Raw genomic sequence first — 26,289 nt, forward strand, 5'->3', positions numbered from 1 at the left:
GACCAATGAGTCGCCTTTTTTTTGCCTGTAAGACTGAAAAGACAAAGGAGCAAATCCATGAAATCGTATCAGCGCCAGTTTATTGAGTTTGCGCTTAACAAGCAGGTACTTAAGTTTGGCGAGTTCACGCTGAAATCCGGGCGTAAAAGTCCGTATTTCTTCAACGCCGGACTGTTTAATACCGGGCGCGACCTGGCACTGTTAGGCCGCTTCTATGCCGAAGCGCTGGTGGATTCCGGGATTGATTTCGACCTGCTGTTTGGCCCCGCGTACAAAGGCATTCCAATCGCAACCACCACGGCGGTAGCGCTGGCGGAGCACCATGACTGCGACGTACCGTACTGCTTTAACCGTAAAGAGGCCAAAACCCACGGTGAAGGCGGCAATCTGGTAGGCAGTGCGTTGCAGGGGCGTGTGATGCTGGTGGATGACGTGATCACCGCAGGTACCGCGATCCGTGAATCGATGGAGATTATCCAGGCTAACGGCGCAACGCTTGCGGGTGTGCTGATTTCGCTCGATCGTCAGGAGCGCGGGCGCGGCGACATCTCTGCTATTCAGGAAGTGGAGCGCGATTATGGCTGCAAGGTCACGTCGATTATCACGCTGAAAGAGCTGATTGCGTATCTGGAAGAGAAGCCTGAGATGGCGGATCATCTGGCAGCGGTAAAAGCGTATCGCGAAGAGTTTGGCGTTTAATTCAATTGCCTGGTGGCGCTACGCTTACCGGGCCTACCCGTTCGTAGGCCGGATAAGGCGAAGCCGCCATCCGGCGATGGCGTTACTGTAACTGAGCAGCCACTAACGGCCAGCGGGCGTCAAAATCGTCCGTTGGTCGATATTTAAACTCGCTGCGCACAAACCGGGAGAGCATCCCTTCGCAAAATGCCAGGATCTGGCTTGCCAGCAGGGTCTCATCAGTATTATATCCCTCGCCTTCCCGCATTTTCTTCTCGCGCAGAACCTGACGCAGCTGGGCTTCGATACGCTCAAAAAGCTGGTTTATACGGCCTTGCAGACGATCCTGTTCAAACATCAGCGCGTGGCCGGTCAGAATACGGGTCAGACCCGGGTTACGTTCACCAAAGCCCAGAATCAGCAGCACAATCAGACGCAGACGCGTGCTGGTGTCTTTTTCATCCTTCAGAATCAGGTTGATGCGCGTGATCAGGCTGTCTTCGATAAACTCGATCAGGCTGTCAAACATCCGGGTTTTGCTCGGGAAATGACGATACAGCGCCGCCTCTGACACGCCCACAGAGGCCGCCAGTTTTGCGGTGGTGATGCGTTGACTGCCGTCGCTGGATTCAAGCATCAGAGCCAGAGATTGAAGTATTTCTTCGCGACGATTCCTTTTCGCGGTTTGTTTTTCTGCCATGTTACAAAATACCCCTGAAAATAAGCACTTGTCAGGCTGGCAACCACACAGCGACCCGCAAACTGACGTTTGCGGTTTGTTATTGCATTATGGCGCTGTGAGATGCGTGTTTGTCGGGCGGTTATTTGCGCCCGGAATGGCCGAAGCCGCCTTCGCCACGGTCGGTAGCGTCGAAGTCTGCCACCAGGTTAAATTCTGCCTGCACCACCGGTACAAACACCATCTGCGCGATACGCTCGCCCGGCTCAATGGTGAAGCTGTCCTGGCCACGGTTCCAGACGGATACCATCAGCTGACCCTGATAGTCAGAATCGATCAGGCCGACCAGGTTACCCAGCACGACGCCATGCTTGTGGCCCAGGCCAGAGCGCGGCAGGATGACCGCTGCCAGTGACGGGTCAGCAATGTGAATCGCCAGCCCGGTCGGGATCAGGGTCGTTGCACCCGGCGCCAGTTCTACGGCGTCATCAAGACAGGCGCGCAGGTCAAGACCGGCAGAGCCGGAGGTGGCATACGTTGGCAGCGGAAATTGCTCGCCAACGCGCGGGTCCAGAATCTTAACGTCGATTTTTTTCATCATAACGGGTAACGATCTCGTCCAGTAAGTGTTGGCCCAGGAGTTCTTTGCGCTCAAGCGGTAAGACTTTATCTCCATCCTGCCAGAAAAGGTGCAATGCGTTGCTGTCACTGTTAAATCCTTGCGTGGACAGCGATACGTCGTTCGCGCAAATCAAATCGAGGTTTTTGCGGGTACGTTTTTGCCGGGCATATTCTTCCACATTATTCGTTTCTGCGGCAAACCCAACAACGTAAGGTCGATGAGTTTTCAATGCGGCGACACCGGCAACGATATCCGGGTTCTTCACCATTTTTATTGTTAATTCATCACCTTGCTTTTTAATTTTGGCGTCGGCAATGGTTTCGGCGCGGTAATCAGCCACGGCCGCACAGCCGATAAAAATATGCTGCTGTTGAGCATGTGCCTGTACGGCGGCTTCCATTTCCAGCGCGGTCGTTACATCAATACGCTGCACAAACGCAGGGGTGGTAAGCGACACCGGGCCGCTCACCAGCGTGACGTTCGCGCCGCGTTTGGCTGCCGCGGCAGCAATCGCAAAGCCCATTTTGCCTGAGCTGTGGTTGGTGATGTAACGCACCGGATCCAGCGGCTCGCGCGTGGGGCCCGCGGTAATCATGATGTTGAGATGTTGCAGATCGTTGACAGGCGAGAAATGGGCGGCGGCCATATCAACAATCGTCAATGGGTCGAGCATACGCCCTGGCCCAACGTCGCCGCAGGCCTGGCTGCCACTGTCCGGTCCCCAAATCAGCAGGCCGCGCGAGGCCAGCGTGTCCAGATTATGCTGGGTAGCGGCGTTGCGGTACATCTGCTGGTTCATTGCGGGCACAACCGCGACGGGCGCAGGCGTGGCGAGGCAAATGGTCGTTACCAGATCGTTCGCCATACCGGCTGCCACGCGGGCAATTAAATCTGCCGTGGCGGGGGCAAGGATAACCAGATCGGCCCATTTCCCCAGCTCAATGTGGCCCATTGCGGCTTCGGCCGCCGGGTCGAGCAGGCTGTCGGATACCGGGTATCCCGAGACGGCTTGCAGGCTCAGCGGGGTGATAAAGGCTTTGCCGCCTTCGGTGATCGCGACCCGTACGTCGGCCCCGCGCTCGCGCAAACGGCGCACCAGGTCTGGCGTTTTATAGGCAGCAATACCGCCGCTGACGCCAAGAACGATTTTTTTACCGGCCAGGCTCATCATGATTCTTTCCTGTTGGGTTTCACCAGAGAGCGGGCATTTTATCACAATCCCTAAAACGGGGTGATGATGTCCTTAATTCACTTTGCGAGGCGTTACGCAAGAACGAAATGCCAGCGTCGAACCCCGAATTTGCCTGTGGCAGCATAATGGCAAACAGAAGGAGGCCGGGCATGGAAGAGACTGAACTGCTGCTACCGCGTGAAAAAATGCTGCGTCATGGCGTCACGTTGTTAAAGGACGACGAGCTGCTGGCGCTCTTTTTACGCACAGGCACGCCGGGGAAAACGGTATTTACGCTGGCGAAAGAACTGATAGACCATTTCGGTTCACTGTATGGATTGCTGACCGCTGAGCTGGAGGCGTTTACGCACGTTGAGGGCATTGGCGTGGCGAAATATGCCCAGTTACGGGGCATTGCCGAGCTGGCCCGGCGATTTTACAACGTGCGTATGGAGGAAGAAGACCCGATCCTCACCCCCGACATGACCCGCGAATTTCTGCAAAGCCAGCTCTCCGATCTGGAGCGGGAGATCTTTATGGTGATCTTTCTCGACAACAAAAACCGGGTACTGAAACATACCCGCCTTTTTTCGGGAACATTGAGCCACGTTGAGGTGCATCCGCGTGAAATTGTGCGGGAAGCGATAAAAGTGAATGCAGCCGGCGTGATCCTCGCGCATAATCACCCCTCTGGCTGTGCAGAACCAAGCAGAGCTGACAAAGCAATTACCGAACGTATTATCAAATGCTGTCAATTCATGGACATTCGTGTGCTGGACCATCTGATAATTGGCCGCGGAGAGTACATTTCTTTTGCCGAACGTGGCTGGATTTAGGCCTTTTCTCGCGATCCATCGGGATCTTTGTCTGTTCGGGACTTGAGCACACCGCCGAGTCAGCGTATACTACGCCACCTTTGAGAATCTCGGGTTTGGCATTTGGGCCTGGCAATCGAGAGTTCAATAGAACTATGCGATGACCGGGCTGTAAAGCCTGACGAGGCGCCGATACCCCATACGAAGCTCGAGCTAATTTGATTTTTGGAGAATAGACATGTCCCGAGTCTGCCAAGTTACTGGCAAGCGTCCGGTGACCGGTAACAACCGTTCCCACGCACTGAACGCGACTAAACGCCGTTTCCTGCCGAACCTGCACTCTCACCGTTTCTGGGTTGAGAGCGAGAAGCGTTTTGTCACCCTGCGCGTATCTGCTAAAGGTATGCGTGTAATCGATAAGAAAGGCATCGATACAGTTCTGTCCGAACTGCGTGCCCGTGGCGAAAAGTACTAAGTACTTAAAGAGGAAATAAATCATGGCTAAAGGTATTCGCGAGAAAATCAAGCTGGTTTCTTCTGCTGGTACAGGTCACTTCTACACCACCACGAAGAACAAACGTACTAAGCCGGAAAAACTGGAACTGAAAAAATTCGATCCAGTTGTACGCCAGCACGTACTGTACAAAGAAGCTAAAATCAAATAATTTTAGTCTCCTTGTATTGAAAAACCCCGCAACTGCGGGGTTTTTTGCATTCTGCATCTCAACGGAGGAACCATGCCTGAATTACCTGAGGTAGAGACCAGCCGCCGCGGCATTGAGCCCCATCTGGTTGGCGCGACTATTCTTCATGCTGTCGTTCGCAACGGGCGTCTGCGCTGGCCGGTGTCCGATGAGATCCACGCGTTAAGCGACAAACCCGTCCTGAGCGTGCAGCGCCGCGCGAAATACCTGCTGCTGGAGCTGCCTGACGGCTGGATCATTATCCATCTGGGCATGTCGGGAAGCCTGCGCATCCTCACCGAAGAGTTGCCTGCGGAAAAGCACGACCACGTTGATCTGGTGATGAGTAACGGCAAAGTACTGCGTTACACCGACCCGCGTCGCTTTGGCGCATGGCTGTGGACCAAAGAGCTGGAAGGACACAACGTGCTGGCGCATCTCGGACCTGAGCCGCTGTCAGAGGCGTTTAACGCGGATTATCTCAAAGAGAAGTGCGCGAAAAAGAAAACCCCGATTAAACCCTGGCTGATGGATAACAAGCTGGTGGTGGGCGTGGGAAATATCTATGCCAGCGAATCGTTGTTTGCCGCCGGGATCCATCCCGATCGGCTGGCCTCCTCGCTGTCGGCGCAGGAGTGCGAGCTGCTGGTCAGAGTAATTAAAGCGGTACTGCTGCGCTCAATTGAGCAGGGCGGGACGACGCTGAAGGATTTCCTGCAAAGCGACGGGAAGCCAGGCTATTTTGCGCAGGAGTTGCAGGTTTATGGCCGTAAGGGTGAGCCGTGCAGAGCCTGCGGGACGCCGATTATTGCCACGAAGCACGCTCAGCGCGCCACGTTTTACTGCCGTCAGTGCCAGAAGTAGGGTTACTTTAGCTTTTCCATCAACGCCTGGTGGACGTTAACCGGCAGGAAGTGGGTAACGTCCCCGTGATGGCGCGCCACCTCTTTCACCAGTGAGGAAGAGATGAAGGACCACTCTTTGGAGGGCATCAGGAATACGCTCTCCAGCTCCGGCATCAGATGGCGGTTCATGTGTGCCAGCTGCATCTCATATTCGAAGTCTGCTACCGCGCGAAGACCGCGGATCAGGATATTGGCCTGCCGGTCACGGGCAAAGTTTGCCATCAAGTCGCTGAATCCGACGACCTCAACATTCGACAGATGCGAAATCGCATCGGTGGCAAGCTGCACGCGTTCGTTCAGGTCGAACATCGGCTTTTTGCTCGGGCTGGCGGCAATGGCCAGAATCACCTTGTCGAACATACACGCCGCACGGGTGATGATATCAAGATGACCGTTAGTGATCGGATCGAAGGTACCCGGATAAATCGCTTTTGTGCTCATGGCTCACGTTTTCTCTGAGTAGCCGCGGTTCAGCGCCCACAGCTCGGTGTATTTGTTGAAAGTATACTGGGCATTCACTACGGCCAGTAACCAGCCCTGTTTGCCGTCCAGCACGCCGCCACGCAGCAGCAGCGTTTTCAGAAACGCGCCCAGCGTGTGGGTGAAGATGCCGGTCAGCGTGGCCTTCTTGCCGCGCGCATGCCGCTCCTGCGCCCAGGCGGTGGCATAGTTCAGCTGTTTACGCTGGAAGCTGGCGAAATCGCGGCAGGTCAGATGAAGCAGATCGCCCGTCAGGGGGATGACCTGAGCGCTATCGCAGGCCAGAGATTCATGGACCAGGTTGTCGTTGTACTGATAACGCTCGCGCGCATAGAGGCGCATCACGCGGTCGGGGTACCAGCCGCTGTGGCGCATAAAGCGGCCCAGGAAATAGTTACGACGCGCGATACTGTAGACCGCGCCGGGCTGTGGCGCGGTAAGCACCGTTTGAATGGCCTGTCGGAGTTCCGGGGTGACGCGCTCATCGGTGTCGATCATCAACACGTAATCGCCCGTGGCGTAACCCTGCGCACGCTGGCGCTGAATACCGTAGCCCTGCCAGTCGGTGTCGGTAAAGACTTTTGCCCCGGCTGCACGGGCAACGTCCGCCGTGTTGTCCGTACTTCCGGAGTCGAGAATGACGATTTCGTCAGCCCAGGCAACAGAGGCCAGGCAATCCGGAAGCAGGTCGGCGGCGTTTTTGGCGATCATCACGACCGACAGACGCGTTGACATTAGTGGCTCCGCTGCGGCAGGTAAGGTTGCAGAAGTTGCAGCAGACGGGTCAGTGCGCCCTGGTTCTGATGCAGGACTTCAACGGCGTGACGACCGTACCACAGGCGGTAATCTTCGTCAGTCAGAAGGGTAGAGACCTCTTTGACCACCGAATCCGCGTCGGTCACGGTGATTAAGCCATCGGCTTGCTGCAATTTCGCGCAGATATCTTTGAAGTTAAACGTGTGTGGTCCCATCAGCACGGGGATGGCGTGGGCTGCCGGCTCCAGCGGGTTATGACCACCGCGCTCCACCAGGCTTCCGCCAACGAATGCAAGATCGGCGATCCCGTACAGCAGCATCAGTTCGCCCATCGTATCGCCAATCACCACCTGCGTGCTGCCAGAGGGGATTTCGCCGCTGCTGCGCAGGGTGAAGCTGAAACCGCCTTTTTGCACCATCTCGCGGGCATCTTTAAAACGCTCAGGATGGCGAGGAACCAGAATCAGCAGTAAATCAGGGAATTTTTCCAGCAGCTGGCGGTGAGCCTGAAGAATAATGGCTTCTTCGCCGTCATGGGTGCTGGTGGCAATCCAGACCTGGCGACGCGGCGCCCACTGACGACGCAGTGTTACCGCACGGGCGGCGAGTTCAGGGGTGACGGAAATATCGAACTTCAGGCTACCCGTGACCGCAAGCTGGTTGCGCTTCAGGCCGAGGGCGATAAAGCGCGCGGCATCTTCTTCGTTCTGCGCGGCGATCAGCGTGATTTTGCTGAGCAGGCGACGCATAAATTTACCCAGCTTGCCGTACCCTTTCGCCGAGCGTTCCGACAGACGCGCGTTGGCGATAACCAAAGGAATTTTACGGGCATGCAGGGCGGAAATCATATTCGGCCAGAGCTCGGTTTCCATGACGATCACCAGTTTAGGGCGCACGGTATTCAGGAAACGGTTCATGGCGCAGGGGAGATCGTACGGCAGGTAGACGTGATGCACGTCTTTACCGAAGGCAGACATCACGCGCTCTGAGCCGGTTGGCGTCATCGTGGTGACGGTGATGGGCAGTGACGGATAACGGTGGCGCAGGGCACGCACCAGTGGAATGGCGGCCAGCGTTTCCCCGACTGACACGGAATGCAGCAGAATACCGTCCGGCGCCACTTTATTGCGGCAGTAGCCATAACGTTCGGCCCAGCGTTTACGGTACGCAGGCGCTTTACGGCTACGAAGCAACAGTCGCAGCCACACCAGTGGCTGAATGATGTAGAGCAGGGCGGTATACAACAATTCCAAGCGATTATCCGTTTTTTTAGTTTCGGCCGGGAAATTCTAAGCATTTAAGCGTGCTAAAGCTATCTCTTATGCCAGATACCGTTTTAAACGGAAGTAGCGTCGGCCCAGGCGCCAGCGCAAACGCGGGCTTTTGGCACTTTTCCAGATGAGCTTCCAGATCCCGGTGTCGAAGAACTCTTTGATTATCATTGATTTCTTCGCCTCATCCTTCATGTTGTCGAAGGTATGAATAATTCCCAGACCCTCTTTAGCGATTTGCCAGTAACAGGCCGGGATATTTTTCACTTTATCCGGGTAGCGCTGGTTAATGGCATCAAGCATCTTCAGGATCTTCATGTAATGGCGCGCAGAGCGAATCAGCGTGTCGTCATTATCCGGGGTGTGCGATACCGAGGCGGAGTGAATGTAGTAGTCGTAAAAGCGTTCGCTGGTGTACTGAACGCGTTCCGCGGCAAGCAGCACCTCAGTCGTCCACGGGATATCCTGATGGCGCAGGCCAGGCTCGAAACGGAAGCCGTGCTGACGAATAAAATCGTGACGATAGATATTCAGCCAGGTCACATGCAGGAACTTACGTGAATCCAGCGCCTTTTTTAACCATGCCGCGCCATTCATGACGCCCGTTGAGGCGAGCTTATCTTCAGGGAAGATAGGGCGAGACGGTTTTTTGTTATTTTCCCAGACGTAGTTGCCATTGCAGGTGGCGACATCCAGGTTCTGCGTGACGGCCATATCCAGCAGACGCTGGTACATGCCGGGTTTGAAGACATCATCAATATCCGGGAAAGAGAGATACTGCCCGGTCGCAACGGCCAGGCCAGTATTACGCGCGATGGACACGCCCTGATTAGGTTGTTCAATAACCTGCATCTGTGGCAGCTTTTCGCGCCATTTTTCGACAATCTGCATCGAGCGGTCAGTGGAGCCGTCATTCACGATGATGACTTCCATACTGTCGATGTGTTGATTTATAAGGCAGGTAAAGAACTGATCGAGAAAAGCTTCACCGTTATAAACGGCAACCACCACGCTTAATAAAGGCGCTGAATTTTGCATATGAAACCTGATTATTTTTGGTTGTCGACCAAAGCAATGTATTGCTGGCAAATGGCGTTGATACCGAACGATGCGATCGTTTCGCGATCAACAACGGGCGGAGAGGCATACAGTTCTGCCAGTGTTTTCGCCAGTGATTCGTCGGTTAACGCTGTCAGACCATGCGCCAGGGGGCCAGTAAGGATCTCAGCAGGGCCGCCAGGGCAGTTTGTACTCACCGGTGGGGTCTGACAGATAATGGACTCTACCAGTACATTACCAAAACCTTCGCAGTCGGAACTTAACACTAAAAGGCGTGCCCCTTTGATCCACGGGTAGGGGTTGGTTTCGAACGGGCGGAAAACGATCTTGTTTTCAATTCCAAGTTTAGCGGCAAGCTGTTTGAGCTGGTTGATTTTCGCGTCAGAACCTTTGCCCATCAATACCAGCGATGCGTCTATCTTGCTCAGCGCAAACGCCCGCAGCAGCCTGTCGTGACGTTTGTGTTCATGAAAACGGCCAACGTGGATAATGTAATCCTGCCCCTGCATCTCAAAGGACGCTTCCGCCAGACGCTGAATTTCAGGGATATCAAAGGGGTTATGGATAACCGCTTTGCGCCGCAGGGGGATCGCGAGTACTTCGGAAAGATCGTGCAGCACGGCGCCGGATACCGCCACCACGTTGCGGTTTTCATAGGTATGACGAATTTTATAATGCTTAAACCAGCGAGAAAGCCCGCTGCGATGGCGCAAATAGGAGAAGGAGAACATCCCGTGTACGCAGAACCAGACCTTATCCCGATCCAGCACGCGGCTGTGCGCCACGATACGGTCGGTTTTATGCAGATGTGAGAAGACGACGTCAAATTTACCGCTGCGTTCTGCCTGCTCGATGGCGCGATCCAGCAAACGGGCGCGACGCGGGATCTCGGTCAGCTTCCGCCAGGGTTTTTTACAGGTATCCTGCACAACCTGAAAATCGATGCCTTCCGGAATGGCGTAGTCGCACACCTTCCGTAAGGAGAAAAGGGTGACCTGATGCCCCAGTTCTGTCAGTCCGCTGGAGAGGGTGAGAACCGTTTTTTCGGCTCCTCCACCGGGTAAACCATCAATAATCATTAGGATGCGCATTATTAATCCAGTAATTTTTGATAAAGCGAAATAAGCTGACTTGATAGTTTTTCAGGGGTTGCTTCTCTGACGCGTTCACGCGCCGCAAGCCCCATATTGTTATTTTTTTCCAGGGAAGGGATGGACATGACGGCCTCCTTCAATGTGTGGATATCAAGTGCATCACAGTAAAACCCGTTCTGGCCTTGCTCAATAAATTCTGAACCACCGCAACTCTCTGACGTAATGACGGGCAATCCACAGGCCATTGCTTCAAGTATGACGTTAGGGAAAGGATCATACAGCGTCGGCAGCAGTAAACCATCAGAAAGCTGATAAAACGGCAGCGTCTCTTTTTGCATCCCCAGGAAACGGATTTGCCCCTCACAGCCTAATGAACGGGCGAGGTCGCGATAACGGCTTTCCGCTTTATCCTGACCGACCACAACCAGCCACGCCGATGTTCCTGCTATAGCCCGAATAGCGCTTGCCAGCCCCTTGCGTTCAAACCCTGAACCCACGAAGCATAAAATGACGGCATCAGCGGGTAAGCCAAATTGCTGACGCAGTACAGCGCGTTGTCTCTCTTCTGCCGGAACGAAGCGGCTGGAATCTATTGAATTATAAATCACATGTATCTTTTTTGCGTCAATATCAAAGTCTTCGACGATTTCGCGCTTGATCATCTCCGCATTACAGATAACGGCTTTCAACTCGGGAGCCTGGTACATTTCACGTTCTGCGTGCATCACGTAGCGGTGATAGCGATCGTGCATAAGCAGCTTCGCGCGCCAGGCGGGAAGAATACGCGTACGCTGTAGCAGCCAGCGTCGATGTACACCATCCCCGGCGCGGTAAATATCGCAGCCCGGAATACGTTCATGGCTCTGGACAATATCAAACTGCTGTTGCTGCCACAGCGCGCGCGCGGCGTGTGCAAAGCCGCGCTCACGGCTGATGCGGCCCCACTTCCGGGGATCGCAAATATGAATATGCCAGTCGTCCTGCTTTTCGCCCTGCCACTCGCGGGTGATGACGTTGAGCTCAAGATTTTGATTGCTCAGCGCGGTAAGTGCCCTGGAGACAAAACGTTCTGCTCCCCCATCCGGACGATATTTTTGGCGCACAATGGCCAGACGATGAAGCTTCATTGCAGGTATCTCCTTGCGGCGGAGACGACAGCATCAACGGGGATGGCGTCGAGATAACGTTCCGTCGTTTTTGTATCAATGGCGTCAGGGTTGGGAAGCGGGCCGTAGTTACCTGCCCAGATGACCTCTCCGTTAACCTGCCATGGCGACCAGAACGTCAATTTTGACGGGCCAAACAGCGCCACGCAGGGCGTCTGAAGGGCGGCGGCCATGTGCATGGGTACGGAGTCAACGCCAATGAACAGGATCGCGTGATCGATTAGCGAGGCCAGCTGGCGCAGGGCTAACTGCCCTGCCAGCGATACAACACCCGTCTGCGGGGAGGCGGCAAGAATGCGGTCAATCATCGCCAGCTCTTTCTTATCCGGTCCCGCCGTAAGGACGATAGTGTGGCCGTCCTGCTGCAACGCGGCGATAGTTTGCGCCATTTTGCCTTCGTCCCAGCACTTAAAGAACCAGCGTGAAGTGGGTTGAATAACGATGTAGTGGTCTCCCACGCCCTTTTGCGTCAGCTTTTGGTGAGCATGGCGCCAGTCATCCGCGCTGTAAGCCATGGTCACGGTAGGGTTGGCCATTACCGGCAGCGCTGACAATATGGAGAGATTTTGTTCAACGGTGTGCAGCGACTGATGGCTGGCGACCGAGACCAGTTCACTGTGACAAAAACGCCAGAAGGCATTATTGCGCTTGTTAAAAGCGAACCCGAGCCGAACCGGTGCGCCGGTGAAGCGGGTAACAATCGCGCTGCGCCACTGATCGGCAAGATTGATCACCAGATGATAATGCTGAGCGCGTAAAGTACGAAGCAACTGCCACTCTTTTTGCAGGTGCTTCAGCGTCCCCAACTGCTTCCATTTACGATCGATACCATAGATAGTCCCGATTGCCGGATGCGCGGCGAGCATGTCTCGCGTCTCTTCATAGAGAAGCACGTCGATTTGGGCTTCAGGCCATTTCTGGCGTAATGAATTGATGACGGGGGTGGTGAGTAACATGTCACCATGATGGCGAAGTTTGATCAGTAAAATGCGCAAATCAGGCGTGTCAGGTAAGTTATTCATCATCATCTTATCGGCGTTGTACTATTGGCAATTCTAATAGACCTGGTAACGACTTGCACTCTTTCTCCATAATGTCAGGAATTTCCCTGGAAGGGTTTACTCCTGCTTTCGGGCGTGCGTAACATAGCGCTAACTATTTTGTCTTGCGGGCTCATTATGAAAAAACCAGCGTTTATCATCACGATCGATACCGAAGGGGATAATCTCTGGCAGAACCACCGGGTGATCAAAACGGAAAACGCGCGCTACCTGGCGCGGTTTCAGGCGCTTTGTGAACGCTTCGGCTTTAAGCCCGTCTGGCTGACCAACTACGAGATGGCAGTCGAACCGGTATTCATTGAGTTCGCGAAAGAGGTCATAGCCCGCGGCCAGGGTGAGGTGGGAATGCATCTCCATGCCTGGAATAGCCCTCCGGAGCACGATCTGACTGGTGATGACTGGCGTTGGCAGCCTTATCTGATTGAGTTTTCAGACGAGGTCATGCGTGAGAAAGTGCTGTTCATGACCCGCTTACTGGAAGAGACTTTCCAGACAAAAATGCTCAGCCATCGCGCCGGGCGCTGGGCATTCGACAGTCGTTACGCCCAGTTGCTGATTGAGCTGGGGTATCAGGTAGATTGTTCCGTTACGCCGCGCGTGAACTGGCGCAACGCGAAAGGTGCCCCGCAGGGTAATGGCGGAACGAATTACCAGCATTTTCCCGATCGTGCCTACTTTTTGGACGTAGACGACATTTCCCGGCCGGGAAACAGCCCTCTCCTCGAAGTGCCGATGAGCATCCAGTATAAACACCCGGCATGGCTGAATTCCCTGAAGCAGGGTTATGATCGTCTGCGCGGTAAATACCGTTCTCCGTCAGTTAACTGGTTACGCCCGTCCGGAGGAAATGCGGCTGAGATGATTAAGGTTGCGCAGCAGTGCCTGGCTCAGGGGAATGACTACGTGGAATTCATGCTGCATTCGTCGGAATTTATGCCTGGCGGGAGCCCTACTTTTAAAGACGAGGCCGCGATTGAGGGGCTGTATCAGGATCTGGAGCAGCTCTTTACCTGGTTATCAGATAAGACCGTGGGGATGACGCTGGCGGAGTTTTATCAGTACAAAAAATAGTTATGCCCGCCAGGCGGGCATATTTGTTATTGCTGTTTTGTTTGTGAGAAAGGTGTACTTAACGCAAACAAAATCATAAAGAAGATTAAGGCTTCTGAACTGAGCAGTATGACATCCGTCAGTCCATACAAAAGCAAAAGAAGCATCGACGTCAGCAGCAGTGCGTTTCTGTTTCGTAGGGCATACACAATCATCGAAACGAAGAAAAAGAGCATTACCGCTACGCCGGGGATCCCCTGCAAAGAGTATTTCTCAATAAATTCATTATGCAGGTGGACTTTGATGTATTCGAGTGCACTGCCAAGGTGAGGATGGCCGTCTTTAATGTAGTGTCGGGTCCACGCTTCACGCTCTTCCAGCGATTGCCCTAACGGATGGGCAAGACCATTCTCGATCCCGATAGTCCACATCGAAAAACGTGCGCCGAGTGAGGTGCGGTCATAGCCTTGTTGATAACGTTCAACCTCACGTTGGGTTTGTTGTATTTTTGGCGAAATCAATGGCTTGTAGCTAACGATTACAACGCCTGCAACAATGCATAAAAAGATGAGGGCTGATTTAAGATGAATCTTTCTGAAATGATAAAGCGTGAGCACAATCGCCAGAAGCAGATATAAACCCATCGCAGCGCGGGTCCCCGTCAACAGTATGACGAAGTAAGAGATTAATATAGTGAAGCCCGCAATAACATACAGCTTCACGTTCTGTTGAAGGTAAAGACTGTATACGAAAGCCAGTGACAGGACAGAATAAACATAAGCTGAAACGGTGGCACGGTTAATTGCCATCTCAACGCGAGTCATACCTTGCGAGGCCTGCCACAAGCCATACCCTGTGGCGAGCACAAACCCCAAGGCCGTTGCGAAGAAGAAGAATTTCCTGAAGGTGTCCTTATCGATATAAAACTTAAAGCGATCGATATAGAAAATCAGGATACTCGCTAAAATTAACTTTTTGCTGGCGCCGAGGTAGTCGCTGTAAAGGTTGAGGCCCTCGTTATGATACTCATAGAGTAAGTACCAGCCGAGGTTAAGTAACCCAATCAGCAGAATGGGCAGCGCTATAGTAAAAGGTCGCAGAGTGATTTTTTTATATTCGAAAGCCAGGCCAATAATACTGACGTAAATAGCAATATAGAAAAACTCTCTTTGCTTCCCAGAACTGACTAAAGCCAGTATCAAGGAGATGAGGCTTAAAGCGATCGTCAGTTGATATAGCCGTGGTTTTATTTTTTCCATAACGCCTCAATAACCCTTTTTTTGTAGCTAAAACGAACATCGGTGGACAGGAAAAAAGACAATGTATACATGGTCTTTACGCGTTGTTTCACGAGCTGTAATTGTTGGTCTGTCAGACAGGACCGATGGTTGCTGTAAATATCAAACCAGTGGCAATTGACGAGATGTTTGTAGCGTGACGGAAATGTTCTTTCCATCTGTAACGTGCATTCGACAAGCGTTGAAATTTTGCTGGCGTCCAGACTGCTCGACAAACTGTCAGGACGCTTGATGTAATAATAATGCCCCTGGCGCTGATAGGCTATTTTACTCGATTGCATCAACATTCCCGGGAAGACAGCGAAATCCTCATAACATAACATCGGAGGTATGGGATTTTTCTCGTAAAGGCTACGATGAATAAACTGGCCAATGAGATGTGCCTGAAAGTCTTTATGACGTAAGAAACGAGTAATTGCTTCATGTTGTGACAATGGCACAGGATTAAATCCCTGCCAGTCTGAAGTCATTCTCCGGGGATCGCGAATCTCAAGCAAACGTGTCAGTAACATATCCGGACGTTGCGCTTTCAGGAAGGTCATTGCATCCCTGAGGCTGCCCGGCTTTAAGCAATCATCACTGTCGAGCATCGTAATATACTCACCCGATGCCAGCGCGACAGCACTGTTTCGTACCCGGCCGACGTTACGAAAGTTCACGGTGCGCGTTATGATCTGAGGAAATTTCGGCGACCACTCTTCAATTATTGCCTGCGTGGCATCCTCAGAACTGTCATTGAAAATAATAATTTCAGTGTCCTGATCGGTTGCTGCCAGAAGGCTTGAAAGCGTGGCGTGCAGCGTAGCTTCAGCGTTATGCGCAGCAATAATGACGCTTAAAAAAGCCATAAAAATTAGTTTCCTTGAGCGTCGGTAGCGCTAGCCAGTGAGCGGGCTTTTGGTAGTGTACGGATAAACTGCTGAAGATCGTGTAACGCGGAGTCAGTGACAGAGAATAGCGCTTCCCGTTCTTGCGGGAAGTAATAGCGCGTTTCAAACACATAAGAACAAATGTTATCGTCATTCCCGATCAGCATCACATTGCCAAGCGGACGCTGTTCATAGTGACAACACGGTCCAAACAGCAGGACCACCGGCACGCCGACGGCGTCTGCGATGTAGACATTCCCCGAGTCAGACGCGATATAGCAGTCCATCTTAGAAATGGCCCAGGGAAGCTCTTCCAGCGAAATTTTGCCAATAAGATTGATAAAATTGGGGATGTCACCGTAAAGACGGGTGATATCGTCCATCCACGACTGTTCGTTTGGCGCGCCGAAGACATAAAACTCGCAGGGTAAATCAGCAAGTTGATCAACAATCCGCTTCCAGATAACCGGAGGGACGGTTTTGGCTTTATTGCCCGCCGCAATACTGATGCCGATGCGGATAACGCCAGGTTTATCAAGTATGGCCGGCCAGGTCGTCGGCTTGAAGAGTGGCTTTGTGGCGTGCTTGGGAGAGTCTTGCCACGTGAGCGAGCGGTCGGCCAGTTTCAGGTAGTTCGTCACCGAAAGCGTTTTTTTGCCATGCTCAACGGTACCGTCGGCCGCGAGATAGAAAATCCCGTGATACCACCTGCGCGTGTAAATGCTTAAAAATTGTTTGTTTTTGGCATTGCAGACGGCGGCAAAAAAGAGGTTCACGCTGTTGGGCTGTAGCAGGTAGACGTTGTCGTAGCGGTTCATGATCCTGCACGCGAAGCACAGTTTACGCCACAGGTTGCGCTTATGCTGCTCAATAAAATAGATCTGCTCAATAGTCTCATCATGCTTCGCCAGCGCGCCAACGCTGCGACTGATCAACACATCGCTTTTTTGCAGATATGCCAGAAGAGGCGTCGCATTAATAAAGTCACCGATTTTGGCTGTCTGAATGACAAGGTTCTTGCCCGTGTCCTTTCGAAACAGCTTCCGGATGAGTTTCACCGGAAAGAGTAAAATCAGCAGAAATACATAACTCATGGGTTAAATATCCCTGTTGGAAAGCCGATGGCTGCCCTGTAAAAATGAAAAAATAGCATCTGCGCTAATATCCTTCGTTTGCTGCGTAGGGCTGACCATCTGATGCTGGTTTTTACCGTAACCCCCGATCAACCCCGGATCGGTCGGGCCGAAAATCGTGATATTAGGACGATCCAGTGCGGCGGTTAAATGGCTTAACCCTGTATCCACAGAAACGACGGCGTTAGCGCCCGCCAGCTGTGCGGCAACCTGCGCCAGCGTGAGTTTGGGTAACACCTCGACGTGGGAAAAACCCGCTGCCAGACGTTCCGCTCGCTGTCGCTCATGTTCAGCGCCCCACGGGAGTTTAATATGGATACCGCAAGGTTGCATTAGTTCAATCAGCCTTCTCCAGTGCGTTTCCGGCCAGTGCTTATCGTCGCGCGTTGTGGCATGCAGGAAAACCAGATAGGGCGCGATATCCTTGTCCGTTTCGCGCAGAAAATGCTGTGCGATGGCGTAGTCACCCTGGAGGTCGGGTTTTGCATAGCCGAGACTCTTAGCGAACAGCTCGCGGGTACGTTCCACGGCGTGCTGCTGCTTCGCAATATGGTGGCGACGGTTATAGAACAGGCTCGCCAGCGGTTCGCGGGCGGTTTGCCAGTCCATGCCGTGCTTTACGCCGTGCGCCAGACGCGTCACCAGCGCGGCGCTTTTGACCAGCCCCTGCGCGTCGATGATGGCATCGTAACGTTGCGCCTGCACCGCCTCGCGGAAGGCTTTGCGTTCGGCTTTAATCGGGGCAGAGAACCACGCTTTGCGCCAGCGGCGAATGGCCACCGGGATCACGCGATCAACCGCTTCATGCCAGGTGGGGATCTGCGCGAAGCCTTCTTCCACCACCCAGTCAAAACGGATGCCGGGAATGGCCCGCATGGCGTCCGTCAGCGACGGCAGCGTATGCAGAACATCACCCATTGAGGAGGTTTTAACGATCAATACCCGCATCCGTTATCCTTCTTCGCTCAACAGCAGTGCGTTGAGTTCTTCGAGAACACGCTGCGGGGTAATGTCGATCAGGCTCTGATGGTAACCTTCTGCGGCATCGCCTTTGCGCACCTTGTGGTAGCCGGTGATCAAACGGATCACGCGCGCCTTGTGCGAGAGCGGCGGCGTGAAGTCCGGGCTGCTTGGGCCATACAGCGCGACCAGCGGGCGGTCCAGCGCGGCGGCGACGTGCATCAGGCCAGAGTCGTTACTGACCACGGCCTTACAGGCGGCAATCAGGATAACCGCCTGCTCGAGCTGCGTTTCCCCGGCCAGGTTGCGGCACCATGCCTGTTGCTCGGTGCTCAGCGTGGCGAGAATTTCATTGCCCGCCTCATGATCTTTCGCCGAGCCAAACAGCACAATCTGATAGCCTTCATCGATAAGCTGTTTCGCCAGCTCTGCATAGTGATAGTGCGGCCAGCGTTTTGCCGGACCGAATTCTGCGCCAGGGCAGAACCCAATCATCGGGCGTTCGGACGAAATGCCAAATGCGTTGCAGGTGTGGGATTTCTCCCCATCGCTTACCTGGAGCTGCGGCCACAGCAGTGGCTGCGGCAGATCTTTCGCGCTGCGCATCACGCCTTTGTCGTAGGCCAGCGCCACGTAGCGCTCCACCATCAGCGGCCAGGCCTCTTTATCCAGCACCCGGGCGTCGTTCAGCAGGCCGTAACGCATTTCACCGCGCCAGCCGGTACGGTGCGGGATGCCCGCAAAGAAGGGCACAAGGGCGGATTTAAAAGAGTTTGGCAGCACGTACGCGCGGTCATAGCGCTTCTCACGCAGGCTGTGGCCGAGTTTGCGGCGTTCACCGATTTCCAGCGCCCCGTGGCCGAGCGGCATCGGGATCGCCTCGTTCACTTCCGGCATACGCGATAACAGCGGACGGCACCATGCGGGTGCCATCACGTCGATTATCGCCTGGGGATAACGCGCCTTGAGCGTGCGATAGAGACTTTGCGACATCATCATGTCGCCCACCCATGACGGGCCGATCACCAGAATTTTCATGCTTATGCGTCGCGGTTCAGCCAGGCCATATATTCCGTTACGCCTTCGGCAACGGTCTTGAACGGCTTGTCGTAGCCTGCGGCACGCAGGTTAGTCAGGTCCGCCTGGGTGAATGCCTGGTAGCGGCCTTTCAGCTTATCCGGGAACGGAATGTACTCGATGCTGCCTTTCTTATGGTACGCCAGCGTCGCGTCTGCCACCGCCTGGAAGGATTCCGCGCGGCCGGTGCCCAGGTTGAAAATGCCGGACACGCCATTTTCCAGGAACCACAGGTTTACTGCCGCCACATCGCCCACGTAGACGAAGTCACGCTTGAAGCCGTCGCTGCCTTCGAACAGTTTCGGGCTTTCGCCGTTATTTAACTGGGTGTTCAGGTGGAACGCCACGCTCGCCATGCTGCCTTTGTGGCCTTCGCGCGGCCCGTAGACGTTGAAGTAGCGGAAGCCGACAATCTGCGAGTTCGCTTCTGGCAGGATCTGACGTACGTACTCATCAAACAGGAACTTGGAGTAACCGTAAACGTTCAGCGGCTGCTCATATTCGCGGGATTCGATGAAATCTGAAGTGCGCCCACCGTAAGTTGCCGCGGAAGAGGCGTACAGGAACGGAATTTCACGCTCCAGGCAGTAGTGCAGGAGCTCTTTGGAGTACTGATAGTTGTTATCCATCATGTACTTGCCGTCCCACTCGGTGGTGGAGGAGCAAGCACCTTCGTGGAAGATGGCTTCGATCTCGCCGAACTCTTCACCCGCCATAATCTGGATAAGGAAGTCTTCTTTATCCATGTAGTCAGCGATGTTCAGATCCACCAGGTTCACGAACTTGGTGCCGTCTTTCAGGTTGTCCACCACCAGAATGTCGGTGATGCCTTTGTCATTGAGGGCCTTAACAATATTGCTGCCGATAAAGCCCGCGCCGCCAGTAACGATGATCATAACTGTAACCTTTGAAGTATGAGTCGGGGAATATCCCGAACGCTAATCTCTTTATCATATCATCACAATGCTCAGGCTTCAGCCATTCACCGATATGCAGCAGGGGTACGCGTGATTTATGCTGCAAAAACGAGAAGAGATACTGCGTCATCTCGTCATGAACTATAGGTTTGGGTAATATGTGCCAAAATTTGCCGAGTCTGGAGAATTGCAATGCGTGGTGATTTTTACAAACAGTTAAACAGCGACCTCGACACCGCACGTGCGGAAGGGTTGTTCAAAGAAGAGCGTATTATCACGTCTGCCCAGCAGGCGGACATCACCGTTGCCGACGGCAGCCATGTGATTAACTTTTGCGCGAACAACTATTTAGGTCTTGCGAATCACCCTGAGCTGATTGCCGCGGCGAAAAACGGCATGGACACCCACGGTTTCGGTATGGCCTCCGTTCGCTTTATCTGCGGTACGCAGGACAGCCACAAGCAGCTTGAGCAAAAGCTGGCGAACTTCCTCGGAATGGAAGACGCGATTCTGTACTCCTCCTGCTTCGACGCCAACGGCGGTCTGTTTGAGACCCTGCTCGGCGCAGAAGACGCAATTATCTCCGACGCCCTGAACCACGCCTCCATCATCGACGGCGTACGCCTGTGCAAAGCGAAGCGTTTCCGCTACGCCAACAACGACATGGTTGAGCTGGAAGCGCGCCTGAAAGAGGCCCGTGAAGCGGGGGCTCGCCACGTCCTGATCGCCACCGACGGCGTGTTCTCCATGGACGGTGTGATCGCCAACCTGAAGGGCGTGTGCGATCTGGCGGATAAATACGACGCGCTGGTGATGGTGGATGACTCTCACGCGGTCGGTTTTGTCGGCGAAAACGGTCGTGGCTCCCACGAATACTGCGACGTAATGGGCCGCGTGGATATCATCACCGGTACGCTGGGCAAAGCGCTCGGCGGCGCGTCTGGCGGCTACACCGCCGCGCGTAAAGAGGTGGTCGAGTGGCTGCGCCAGCGCTCCCGCCCGTATCTGTTCTCCAACTCCCTGGCGCCGGCGATTGTGGCTGCCTCCATTAAAGTGCTGGAGATGGTGGAATCCGGGGCTGAGCTGCGCGACCGCCTGTGGGCTAACGCCCGCCTGTTCCGTGAAAAAATGAGTGCCGCAGGATTCACCCTGGCCGGTGCCGATCACGCGATCATTCCGGTGATGCTGGGCGACGCGGTTGTCGCGCAGAAATTTGCTCGTGAGCTTCAGAAAGAAGGGATTTACGTGACCGGGTTCTTCTTCCCGGTGGTACCAAAAGGTCAGGCGCGTATCCGCACCCAGATGTCTGCGGCGCACTCGCCTGAACAAATTGAACGTGCGGTGGAAGCCTTTACCCGCATCGGCAAACAGCTGGGCGTCATTGCCTGAGGACGTATGATGAAAGCGTTATCCAAACTGAAAGCGGAAGAAGGGATTTGGATGACCGACGTGCCGGAGCCGGAAGTCGGTCATAACGATCTGCTGATCAAAATTCGTAAAACCGCCATCTGCGGTACTGACGTTCACATCTACAACTGGGACCAGTGGTCACAGAAAACCATTCCGGTACCGATGGTTGTCGGTCACGAATATGTCGGCGAAGTGGTGGGTATCGGCCAGGAAGTAAAAGGCTTCAACATTGGCGATCGCGTCTCCGGTGAAGGCCACATTACCTGCGGTCACTGCCGTAACTGTCGCGGTGGGCGTACCCACCTGTGCCGCAACACCGTCGGCGTGGGCGTGAACCGTCCGGGCTGCTTCGCGGAATACCTGGTGATCCCGGCGTTTAACGCGTTCAAAATCCCGGACAATATCTCTGACGATCTGGCCTCCATCTTCGACCCGTTCGGCAACGCGGTACACACGGCGCTCTCCTTCGACCTGGTGGGTGAAGACGTGCTGGTTTCCGGCGCGGGCCCCATCGGCATTATGGCGGCAGCCGTGGCGAAGCATGTGGGTGCGCGCAACGTGGTGATCACCGACGTGAACGAATACCGCCTGTCGCTGGCGCGCAAAATGGGCGTCACCCGCGCGGTGGATGTCTCGAAAGAGAGCCTGACCGATGTGATGGAAGAGTTGGGCATGACCGAAGGCTTTGACGTGGGTCTGGAGATGTCCGGCGCGCCACCGGCGTTCCGCACCATGCTCGACACCATGAACCACGGTGGCCGTATCGCGATGCTGGGTATTCCGCCGTCAGATATGTCCATTGACTGGAACAAAGTCATCTTCAAGGGGCTGTTCATTAAGGGCATCTATGGCCGTGAGATGTTCGAAACCTGGTACAAGATGGCCGCGCTGATCCAGTCCGGTCTGGATCTGTCCCCGATTATCACTCACCGTTTCTCCATCGATGAGTTCCAGCAGGGCTTTGACGCAATGCGGTCCGGCCAGTCAGGGAAAGTGATCCTGAGCTGGGATAAGTAATTAAAAAGGGGCCAGCGGCCCCTTTTTTTTACTGATTCTTTTTCTCTTCGTCCGTCAGGTAACGCACCTTGCGGGTGTAATCCTGGCCTTTGAACAGCAGTTTGTTATCCGGCGATTCCAGATACTTCTGCCATTCGGAAAGCGGGAAACCACCGTGCGCGCCAATCACCTCTTTCGGCACAACGGCTTCCTGTCCGCCGATCTTCTTGGAGACCGGCCAGTTCATCCAGTCGCCCAGGTTAACCGTTTTAACATCCAGCATGTCCAGCAGCGCAGCGAGCGGCAGCTGATCGGTCGGCGGCTGCGTATCGTCCATCAGCTCCCAGGTATCCTGGAACAGCGTCAGCCACAGCGGGCAGATACGGCGCCAGGTCTTTTTGGTGGCGGCAAGAAACGCGCCGTTAACGTGATCGACCAGATACGGGCGCACCGTTTCTTTGTAATACGCTGGCACTTTCTCCGCTGGCGCGCCGTCCAGCTTGGCAATCATTTTGCCCTGACGGAAGCTGGAGTAGATGTGCATATCCACCATGTTGATCTCTGGCATTTTAAGCAGGTTGAGATCGGAGTCGATCATCAGCACACCTTCACCGCGCGCCTGCAACGGAGCGTTAAGCTTCACCAGACGACTGAGGTAGATCTGCTTATAGCGGTATCCTTCTTCACGTTTTGGAAGCGTGAGGGTAACAACGCGGGTTTTTGGCGGCAGCTCGCCGAAAGCGGATTCAGGCTGATCGCTGACGATAACAATCTCACTGACGTCGGTGGCATAACGCTCTGCAAAGGTCGCTGACAATAACGCCTCTTCGACGAAATCCGCGCCCGTACACGGGATCACAATGGAATCAACCGCAACGAGATCGCGCGTGACCGGAAGGGAAGCGTAAGGAATGTTATGACGCCCGGTAATGTGGCGGTAGCGAGCATTCAGGAATTTAAACATGTTCTTCTCGTTTGGTTATTGCGCGCCAAGAACGGCCTCGACACCGTTAACATAGCTTTCAATGGCATACATGTTGCAGACATTCTGGTGTGCGGCAGCGGCGAGCCGGGCGCGCAGAGCAGGATCCTGCCAGATATTATCCAGATGTTGAGCAAGTTGCGACACGTCGCTCCAGGGAAACAGCAGGCCGGTCGACTCATGATCGATCAATTCTGCCGTGCCGGTCACTTTTGAACCAATCACGGGGATATTCAGCAGCATTGCCTCCAGTACGACGCGCGGCAGGCCTTCGCTCTTCGAGGCCAGAATAAATGCGTCAAAGGTGGCGAGATAGTCAAAAGGCGTGTTCTGGAAACCGGTAAAAATGACGTGCTCAGCAATACCCAGCGCGTCAGCCTGTGCCGCCAGTGCGCCGCGCTCCGCCCCTTCACCGACCAGCACCATCTTCCATTTTGCCTGCGGGTGCCTCTGGCTGAACTGTGCCAGCGCCTCCAGCGTATGGTGGTTGGCTTTGCGAGGGATTAGCGAGCCAATGCTGCCGAACACAAACGTGTCGTCATCAATGTTCAGGCGCTGGCGCATCGCGCGTCGGTCGGGCAAAGGCTGGTGGATGTCGATAGCATTGTTGACCGTGGTACACAGCTCGGGCCGGACGCCATGCTGAAGCAACACGCGTTCAACGCCGTGCGAGACGGCGATAATTTTTGTGGCATGGGTATTCACCAGCTTCACCAGCGGCGGGGTCAGCACCGGTTCAATCCGGCAGTGCTGGATTATCCGCGCATGCAGGTTTGCGCCCGCCAGATACCCTTCTTCGTTAGAGCCTGGCTGGTTGTTCATATACAGCGTATCGAATCCACCTTCCCTGAAAATGGTCTCGATCTTGCTGACGTTGGGGCGAATGCGCCACAGGGTATCGATATGCCGCGTAAATGCTTTGCGCGCTGAACGCGAGAAAAACAGCAGACCACGTCCCGCTTCTTTCAGTAGTTTTGCCCATGCCGGTTGCTTACGTTGAGGGATAACGAGTAGCGGGATCCCAATGCTATTGAGCACCTGGCCAATCGTTTGACCTTCAGCACGACTATAATCACTGTAAAAACAACAGGTAATGTCGAATTTGTCGCGGTTGATTCGCTTCAGAAGCTCAAGCATACTGTTGGTACCTCCCCCCCATTCTTTGCCTGTGTCCAGGAGGAGGATTTTACGTTTTTGCGGCATGTCTGAATCCGTATGCTACCCTTCATCTGACCGCATTATAAAGAATTTACTGAAATAAAATAGATTTTTTGTATTTCTTTGTCTTTTTATAAGGAAAGGTTTTAAACGCGCTTATTTTAAAAGTGCGATTTAAGACTTTAATCGCCTCTTCTCAATTCGATAGTATGAGTGCAAAAATTTTATGTTGTTATTGAGAGAGTGAAAATATGTTTAAAATAACGGTCTGCTTATTAACGTTTAACTCCGAAAGAACGTTGCACGATGTTATTCCTCCTCTTTTAAAAATAGCAGATGAATTCGTTATAGTGGATTCCGGAAGTACAGACTCGACGATATATATTTGCCAGAGTTATGGATTGTCGCCCATATTCAAAAAATATAGCTGGCACGGCGAGCAGATGAACCATGCCGTATCCCATGCGCACAACGACTGGGTGTTGTGCATGGACAGTGACGAAATACTCGATCAAGAAACCGTTGATGCTATTTTAAAATTAAAAATGGGCGATGAACCCGAACCGGATATGGCGTGGCGGATATGTCGTCACTGGTTTGTTTTGGGAGAAAATGTCCGAACGATTTATCCCGTCTCATCACCGGATTATCCGGTGCGTTTTTTTAACCGTACGCAGTCGCGATTTAATAACCGTCCAGTAGACGATCAGGTTGAAGGTTTTCTCCGTTCTGAACGTATTCCAGGCTATGTCAGACATGATACGTTTTATTCACTGCATGAACTTTTTAATAAATTAAACGGATATACCACTCGCCTGGTTCAATATCAGACGATACGCCCCTCTCTTGGTCGCGGCGCGATCAGCGCTATCGGCGCATTTTTCAAATGGTATCTGTTTAGCGGTGCGTGGCGTCAGGGCAAAGTAGGTGTGGTGACAGGGTTTTATGCCACGGCGTACAGTTTTTTGAAGTATTTCAAGGCCTGGTATCAGGATCGGGAAAAGAAAGAGTCCGTTGCAAAAGAGCAGTCGGACTCTTATCTGGCAGAATAGGCGTTAGCCGATCAGGCTTTTTTTCCCCAACCCTGCCACTGTTGCTGGACGTATTTAACCAACGTACTGCTGCTGATGCTTTCGCCAATCACCGTGAAGAAACGGGTTGCATAGACCGGTTCAGGCGGCTGTTTCAGCGTGCAGTTCTTCACGCCGCGGAATGGATTACGCGGCTGCGTTGCGGGTGGTTGCGCGCTACCCGGACGAGAAGTATCCACCTGAGGTTCATTGAGCAGATCGCTCGGACGCACCAGCGTAATATCAGCGGGTAAGCCCGGCAACATTTGCTGCAAAACGCGAACGGTAGACGGATGCGGATGCCCAATGGCAATCGCCGAACCGTTACGGCGCGCCAGCTGTACCGCGCGGTTGAACTGCACGCGGATATCCGCTTCGTTCTGGGAGTCGTCCAGGAATACTTTGCGCTTGATGACTTTTACACCCGTCCCCTGAGCGGCACGCATTGCCTGGCTGTTGCCGATGGTCATGCTGTCGAGGAAATAGAGATTGTAACGCTCCAGCGCCTGCATCACTTTCAGCATACCGTACAGGCTGGAGGTCATCGCGCTGCCCATATGGTTATTCAGACCCACGGCATACGGCACTTTATTGTACGCATCGCGAATGATGCGATCGATCTCGTCGCTGCTCATGTCCGGGCGCAGGGTATCTTTTTCCAGCGGCTGCTTGCTGAGGGGGGCCATCGGCAGATGGATGAGGACCTGATGGCCGCCATTGTGAGCTTTGGTCGCCATTTCATGCGCGTGAGGCGCATTAGGCAGGACGGCGACAGAGATGGCTGACGGCATCGCCAGCACCTGATTTTCATAGTGTGGTCGATAACCGAAGTCATCAATCACAATCGCGAGTTTGCCTGCATAAACCGGTGCAGCCAGCGCCAGTGCGCTGACTACGGAAAAAACAATTCGACGAAATTGAAGCAAAAC

28 protein-coding genes are annotated in these 26,289 nt (G+C 53.8%); 9 read left to right on the top strand and 19 right to left on the bottom strand.

Annotated elements, in window-relative coordinates:
• Positions 1 to 57 precede the first annotated feature (57 nt).
• On the top strand, positions 58 to 699 hold the full coding sequence (pyrE, locus tag RS584_RS00615; protein ID WP_315748772.1) for an orotate phosphoribosyltransferase: 642 nt from the start codon (positions 58 to 60) through the stop codon (positions 697 to 699).
• Between the two features lie 82 nt (positions 700 to 781).
• On the opposite strand, the gene slmA is transcribed toward pyrE, so the two are convergent.
• From slmA to coaBC, 3 genes are all read right to left on the bottom strand, one after another.
• The gene (gene slmA / locus RS584_RS00620) at positions 782 to 1,378 is read right to left on the bottom strand and encodes a nucleoid occlusion factor SlmA (protein ID WP_003860901.1); all 597 of its coding nucleotides are present in this window, start codon (positions 1,376 to 1,378) and stop codon (positions 782 to 784) included.
• Between the two features lie 121 nt (positions 1,379 to 1,499).
• Complete coding sequence (dut, locus tag RS584_RS00625; protein WP_015570042.1) at positions 1,500 to 1,958, bottom strand: dUTP diphosphatase; 459 nt, start codon at positions 1,956 to 1,958, stop codon at positions 1,500 to 1,502.
• Complete coding sequence (coaBC, locus tag RS584_RS00630; protein WP_168728665.1) at positions 1,936 to 3,147, bottom strand: bifunctional phosphopantothenoylcysteine decarboxylase/phosphopantothenate--cysteine ligase CoaBC; 1,212 nt, start codon at positions 3,145 to 3,147, stop codon at positions 1,936 to 1,938. Before coaBC ends, dut begins: the two co-directional genes overlap by 23 nt.
• A gap of 173 nt (positions 3,148 to 3,320) precedes the next feature.
• Between coaBC and radC the strand changes: the two genes are divergently transcribed.
• The 4 genes from radC (at position 3,321) to mutM (ending at position 5,512) form a co-directional block, all read left to right on the top strand.
• Complete coding sequence (gene radC / locus RS584_RS00635) at positions 3,321 to 3,986, top strand: RadC family protein (RefSeq protein WP_006812419.1); 666 nt, start codon at positions 3,321 to 3,323, stop codon at positions 3,984 to 3,986.
• 217 nt (positions 3,987 to 4,203) lie between these two features.
• On the top strand, positions 4,204 to 4,440 hold the full coding sequence (gene rpmB, locus RS584_RS00640) for a 50S ribosomal protein L28 (RefSeq protein ID WP_002436699.1): 237 nt from the start codon (positions 4,204 to 4,206) through the stop codon (positions 4,438 to 4,440).
• A 22-nt stretch (positions 4,441 to 4,462) separates the two neighbouring features.
• Positions 4,463 to 4,630, top strand: coding sequence for a 50S ribosomal protein L33 (gene rpmG, locus RS584_RS00645; RefSeq protein WP_003024094.1), 168 nt, complete (start codon positions 4,463 to 4,465; stop codon positions 4,628 to 4,630).
• A gap of 72 nt (positions 4,631 to 4,702) precedes the next feature.
• The gene (mutM, locus tag RS584_RS00650; RefSeq protein WP_003860879.1) at positions 4,703 to 5,512 is read left to right on the top strand and encodes a bifunctional DNA-formamidopyrimidine glycosylase/DNA-(apurinic or apyrimidinic site) lyase; all 810 of its coding nucleotides are present in this window, start codon (positions 4,703 to 4,705) and stop codon (positions 5,510 to 5,512) included.
• Positions 5,513 to 5,514: 2 nt separating this feature from the next.
• On the opposite strand, the gene coaD is transcribed toward mutM, so the two are convergent.
• From coaD to rfaQ, 7 genes are all read right to left on the bottom strand, one after another.
• Positions 5,515 to 5,994, bottom strand: coding sequence for a pantetheine-phosphate adenylyltransferase (gene coaD / locus RS584_RS00655; protein WP_015570040.1), 480 nt, complete (start codon positions 5,992 to 5,994; stop codon positions 5,515 to 5,517).
• Positions 5,995 to 5,997: 3 nt separating this feature from the next.
• A complete protein-coding gene (locus RS584_RS00660; RefSeq protein WP_315748773.1) occupies positions 5,998 to 6,768 on the bottom strand; it encodes a glycosyltransferase family 2 protein in 771 nt (256 codons plus the stop codon).
• Complete coding sequence (gene waaA / locus RS584_RS00665) at positions 6,768 to 8,042, bottom strand: lipid IV(A) 3-deoxy-D-manno-octulosonic acid transferase (RefSeq protein ID WP_003860874.1); 1,275 nt, start codon at positions 8,040 to 8,042, stop codon at positions 6,768 to 6,770. The genes RS584_RS00660 and waaA overlap by 1 nt, the downstream gene beginning before the upstream one ends.
• A gap of 66 nt (positions 8,043 to 8,108) precedes the next feature.
• A complete protein-coding gene (locus tag RS584_RS00670) occupies positions 8,109 to 9,098 on the bottom strand; it encodes a glycosyltransferase (protein WP_315748774.1) in 990 nt (329 codons plus the stop codon).
• 11 nt (positions 9,099 to 9,109) lie between these two features.
• Positions 9,110 to 10,210 carry a glycosyltransferase gene (locus RS584_RS00675; protein ID WP_315748775.1) on the bottom strand — a complete coding sequence of 367 codons (1,101 nt, stop codon included), beginning with the start codon at positions 10,208 to 10,210 and terminating at the stop codon, positions 9,110 to 9,112.
• 2 nt (positions 10,211 to 10,212) lie between these two features.
• Positions 10,213 to 11,340 carry a glycosyltransferase family 4 protein gene (locus RS584_RS00680; protein WP_315748776.1) on the bottom strand — a complete coding sequence of 376 codons (1,128 nt, stop codon included), beginning with the start codon at positions 11,338 to 11,340 and terminating at the stop codon, positions 10,213 to 10,215.
• Positions 11,337 to 12,407, bottom strand: a complete 1,071-nt coding sequence (gene rfaQ / locus RS584_RS00685; protein WP_315748778.1) for a putative lipopolysaccharide heptosyltransferase III — start codon at positions 12,405 to 12,407, stop codon at positions 11,337 to 11,339. Before rfaQ ends, RS584_RS00680 begins: the two co-directional genes overlap by 4 nt.
• A gap of 150 nt (positions 12,408 to 12,557) precedes the next feature.
• Between rfaQ and RS584_RS00690 the strand changes: the two genes are divergently transcribed.
• Positions 12,558 to 13,511 carry a polysaccharide deacetylase family protein gene (locus RS584_RS00690; RefSeq protein WP_023302886.1) on the top strand — a complete coding sequence of 318 codons (954 nt, stop codon included), beginning with the start codon at positions 12,558 to 12,560 and terminating at the stop codon, positions 13,509 to 13,511.
• Positions 13,512 to 13,537: 26 nt separating this feature from the next.
• On the opposite strand, the gene RS584_RS00695 is transcribed toward RS584_RS00690, so the two are convergent.
• From RS584_RS00695 to rfaD, 6 genes are read right to left on the bottom strand one after another with little or no spacing between them, the layout of a single operon-like run.
• Positions 13,538 to 14,749 (bottom strand): O-antigen ligase family protein, encoded by a 1,212-nt coding sequence (locus RS584_RS00695; protein WP_315748779.1) that lies wholly within the window; start codon positions 14,747 to 14,749, stop codon positions 13,538 to 13,540.
• Positions 14,737 to 15,636 carry a glycosyltransferase family 2 protein gene (locus tag RS584_RS00700; protein WP_315748780.1) on the bottom strand — a complete coding sequence of 300 codons (900 nt, stop codon included), beginning with the start codon at positions 15,634 to 15,636 and terminating at the stop codon, positions 14,737 to 14,739. Before RS584_RS00700 ends, RS584_RS00695 begins: the two co-directional genes overlap by 13 nt.
• Positions 15,637 to 15,641: 5 nt before the next feature.
• Entirely contained in the window at positions 15,642 to 16,751 is a 1,110-nt protein-coding gene (locus tag RS584_RS00705; protein ID WP_017693958.1) for a glycosyltransferase family 9 protein, read from the bottom strand.
• Between the two features lie 3 nt (positions 16,752 to 16,754).
• Entirely contained in the window at positions 16,755 to 17,738 is a 984-nt protein-coding gene (gene rfaC / locus RS584_RS00710) for a lipopolysaccharide heptosyltransferase RfaC (protein WP_032668862.1), read from the bottom strand.
• A gap of 3 nt (positions 17,739 to 17,741) precedes the next feature.
• Positions 17,742 to 18,788, bottom strand: coding sequence for an ADP-heptose--LPS heptosyltransferase RfaF (gene rfaF / locus RS584_RS00715; protein WP_015570031.1), 1,047 nt, complete (start codon positions 18,786 to 18,788; stop codon positions 17,742 to 17,744).
• A 2-nt stretch (positions 18,789 to 18,790) separates the two neighbouring features.
• Positions 18,791 to 19,723, bottom strand: a complete 933-nt coding sequence (gene rfaD / locus RS584_RS00720) for an ADP-glyceromanno-heptose 6-epimerase (RefSeq protein WP_003860858.1) — start codon at positions 19,721 to 19,723, stop codon at positions 18,791 to 18,793.
• A gap of 213 nt (positions 19,724 to 19,936) precedes the next feature.
• On the opposite strand from rfaD, the gene kbl reads away from it, so the two are divergent.
• Together kbl and tdh are read left to right on the top strand one after the other, a co-directional pair.
• The gene (gene kbl / locus RS584_RS00725) at positions 19,937 to 21,133 is read left to right on the top strand and encodes a glycine C-acetyltransferase (RefSeq protein ID WP_015570030.1); all 1,197 of its coding nucleotides are present in this window, start codon (positions 19,937 to 19,939) and stop codon (positions 21,131 to 21,133) included.
• Positions 21,134 to 21,142: 9 nt separating this feature from the next.
• Positions 21,143 to 22,171, top strand: coding sequence for an L-threonine 3-dehydrogenase (gene tdh / locus RS584_RS00730; RefSeq protein ID WP_017383610.1), 1,029 nt, complete (start codon positions 21,143 to 21,145; stop codon positions 22,169 to 22,171).
• 28 nt (positions 22,172 to 22,199) lie between these two features.
• On the opposite strand, the gene RS584_RS00735 is transcribed toward tdh, so the two are convergent.
• Both RS584_RS00735 and RS584_RS00740 read right to left on the bottom strand, forming a co-directional pair.
• Entirely contained in the window at positions 22,200 to 23,114 is a 915-nt protein-coding gene (locus RS584_RS00735) for a hypothetical protein (protein WP_047057000.1), read from the bottom strand.
• A 15-nt stretch (positions 23,115 to 23,129) separates the two neighbouring features.
• A complete protein-coding gene (locus tag RS584_RS00740) occupies positions 23,130 to 24,335 on the bottom strand; it encodes a glycosyltransferase (protein WP_033486967.1) in 1,206 nt (401 codons plus the stop codon).
• A 206-nt stretch (positions 24,336 to 24,541) separates the two neighbouring features.
• Between RS584_RS00740 and RS584_RS00745 the strand changes: the two genes are divergently transcribed.
• Entirely contained in the window at positions 24,542 to 25,342 is an 801-nt protein-coding gene (locus RS584_RS00745) for a glycosyltransferase family 2 protein (protein WP_315748782.1), read from the top strand.
• An 11-nt stretch (positions 25,343 to 25,353) separates the two neighbouring features.
• Here RS584_RS00745 and RS584_RS00750 read toward each other — a convergent pair whose 3' ends face one another.
• Positions 25,354 to 26,286, bottom strand: coding sequence for a divergent polysaccharide deacetylase family protein (locus RS584_RS00750; protein WP_032622054.1), 933 nt, complete (start codon positions 26,284 to 26,286; stop codon positions 25,354 to 25,356).
• Between the last annotated feature and the right edge of the window lie 3 nt (positions 26,287 to 26,289).

Source organism: Enterobacter sp. DTU_2021_1002640_1_SI_PRY_ASU_LCPMC_013 (assembly GCF_032389435.1).
GTDB classification, from domain to species: Bacteria; Pseudomonadota; Gammaproteobacteria; order Enterobacterales; family Enterobacteriaceae; genus Enterobacter; species Enterobacter hormaechei_C.

Excerpts from the sequence above, each read along its gene's own strand:
- radC (WP_006812419.1), top strand. The coding sequence starts at position 3,321 with ATGGAAGAGACTGAACTGCTGCTACCGCGTGAAAAAATGCTGCGTCAT.
- RS584_RS00695 (WP_315748779.1), bottom strand. The coding sequence starts at position 14,749 with ATGGAAAAAATAAAACCACGGCTATATCAACTGACGATCGCTTTAAGC.
- RS584_RS00675 (WP_315748775.1), bottom strand. The coding sequence starts at position 10,210 with ATGCGCATCCTAATGATTATTGATGGTTTACCCGGTGGAGGAGCCGAA.
- coaBC (WP_168728665.1), bottom strand. The coding sequence starts at position 3,147 with ATGAGCCTGGCCGGTAAAAAAATCGTTCTTGGCGTCAGCGGCGGTATT.
- coaD (WP_015570040.1), bottom strand. The coding sequence starts at position 5,994 with ATGAGCACAAAAGCGATTTATCCGGGTACCTTCGATCCGATCACTAAC.
- RS584_RS00680 (WP_315748776.1), bottom strand. The coding sequence starts at position 11,340 with ATGAAGCTTCATCGTCTGGCCATTGTGCGCCAAAAATATCGTCCGGAT.
- kbl (WP_015570030.1), top strand. The coding sequence starts at position 19,937 with ATGCGTGGTGATTTTTACAAACAGTTAAACAGCGACCTCGACACCGCA.
- rpmB (WP_002436699.1), top strand. The coding sequence starts at position 4,204 with ATGTCCCGAGTCTGCCAAGTTACTGGCAAGCGTCCGGTGACCGGTAAC.
- RS584_RS00745 (WP_315748782.1), top strand. The coding sequence starts at position 24,542 with ATGTTTAAAATAACGGTCTGCTTATTAACGTTTAACTCCGAAAGAACG.
- RS584_RS00735 (WP_047057000.1), bottom strand. The coding sequence starts at position 23,114 with ATGTTTAAATTCCTGAATGCTCGCTACCGCCACATTACCGGGCGTCAT.
- rfaD (WP_003860858.1), bottom strand. The coding sequence starts at position 19,723 with ATGATCATCGTTACTGGCGGCGCGGGCTTTATCGGCAGCAATATTGTT.
- RS584_RS00700 (WP_315748780.1), bottom strand. The coding sequence starts at position 15,636 with ATGGCTTTTTTAAGCGTCATTATTGCTGCGCATAACGCTGAAGCTACG.
- pyrE (WP_315748772.1), top strand. The coding sequence starts at position 58 with ATGAAATCGTATCAGCGCCAGTTTATTGAGTTTGCGCTTAACAAGCAG.
- rfaC (WP_032668862.1), bottom strand. The coding sequence starts at position 17,738 with ATGCGGGTATTGATCGTTAAAACCTCCTCAATGGGTGATGTTCTGCAT.
- slmA (WP_003860901.1), bottom strand. The coding sequence starts at position 1,378 with ATGGCAGAAAAACAAACCGCGAAAAGGAATCGTCGCGAAGAAATACTT.
- RS584_RS00670 (WP_315748774.1), bottom strand. The coding sequence starts at position 9,098 with ATGCAAAATTCAGCGCCTTTATTAAGCGTGGTGGTTGCCGTTTATAAC.
- mutM (WP_003860879.1), top strand. The coding sequence starts at position 4,703 with ATGCCTGAATTACCTGAGGTAGAGACCAGCCGCCGCGGCATTGAGCCC.
- rfaQ (WP_315748778.1), bottom strand. The coding sequence starts at position 12,407 with ATGATGATGAATAACTTACCTGACACGCCTGATTTGCGCATTTTACTG.
- RS584_RS00690 (WP_023302886.1), top strand. The coding sequence starts at position 12,558 with ATGAAAAAACCAGCGTTTATCATCACGATCGATACCGAAGGGGATAAT.
- RS584_RS00740 (WP_033486967.1), bottom strand. The coding sequence starts at position 24,335 with ATGCCGCAAAAACGTAAAATCCTCCTCCTGGACACAGGCAAAGAATGG.
- RS584_RS00660 (WP_315748773.1), bottom strand. The coding sequence starts at position 6,768 with ATGTCAACGCGTCTGTCGGTCGTGATGATCGCCAAAAACGCCGCCGAC.
- tdh (WP_017383610.1), top strand. The coding sequence starts at position 21,143 with ATGAAAGCGTTATCCAAACTGAAAGCGGAAGAAGGGATTTGGATGACC.
- RS584_RS00705 (WP_017693958.1), bottom strand. The coding sequence starts at position 16,751 with ATGAGTTATGTATTTCTGCTGATTTTACTCTTTCCGGTGAAACTCATC.
- rfaF (WP_015570031.1), bottom strand. The coding sequence starts at position 18,788 with ATGAAAATTCTGGTGATCGGCCCGTCATGGGTGGGCGACATGATGATG.
- rpmG (WP_003024094.1), top strand. The coding sequence starts at position 4,463 with ATGGCTAAAGGTATTCGCGAGAAAATCAAGCTGGTTTCTTCTGCTGGT.
- dut (WP_015570042.1), bottom strand. The coding sequence starts at position 1,958 with ATGATGAAAAAAATCGACGTTAAGATTCTGGACCCGCGCGTTGGCGAG.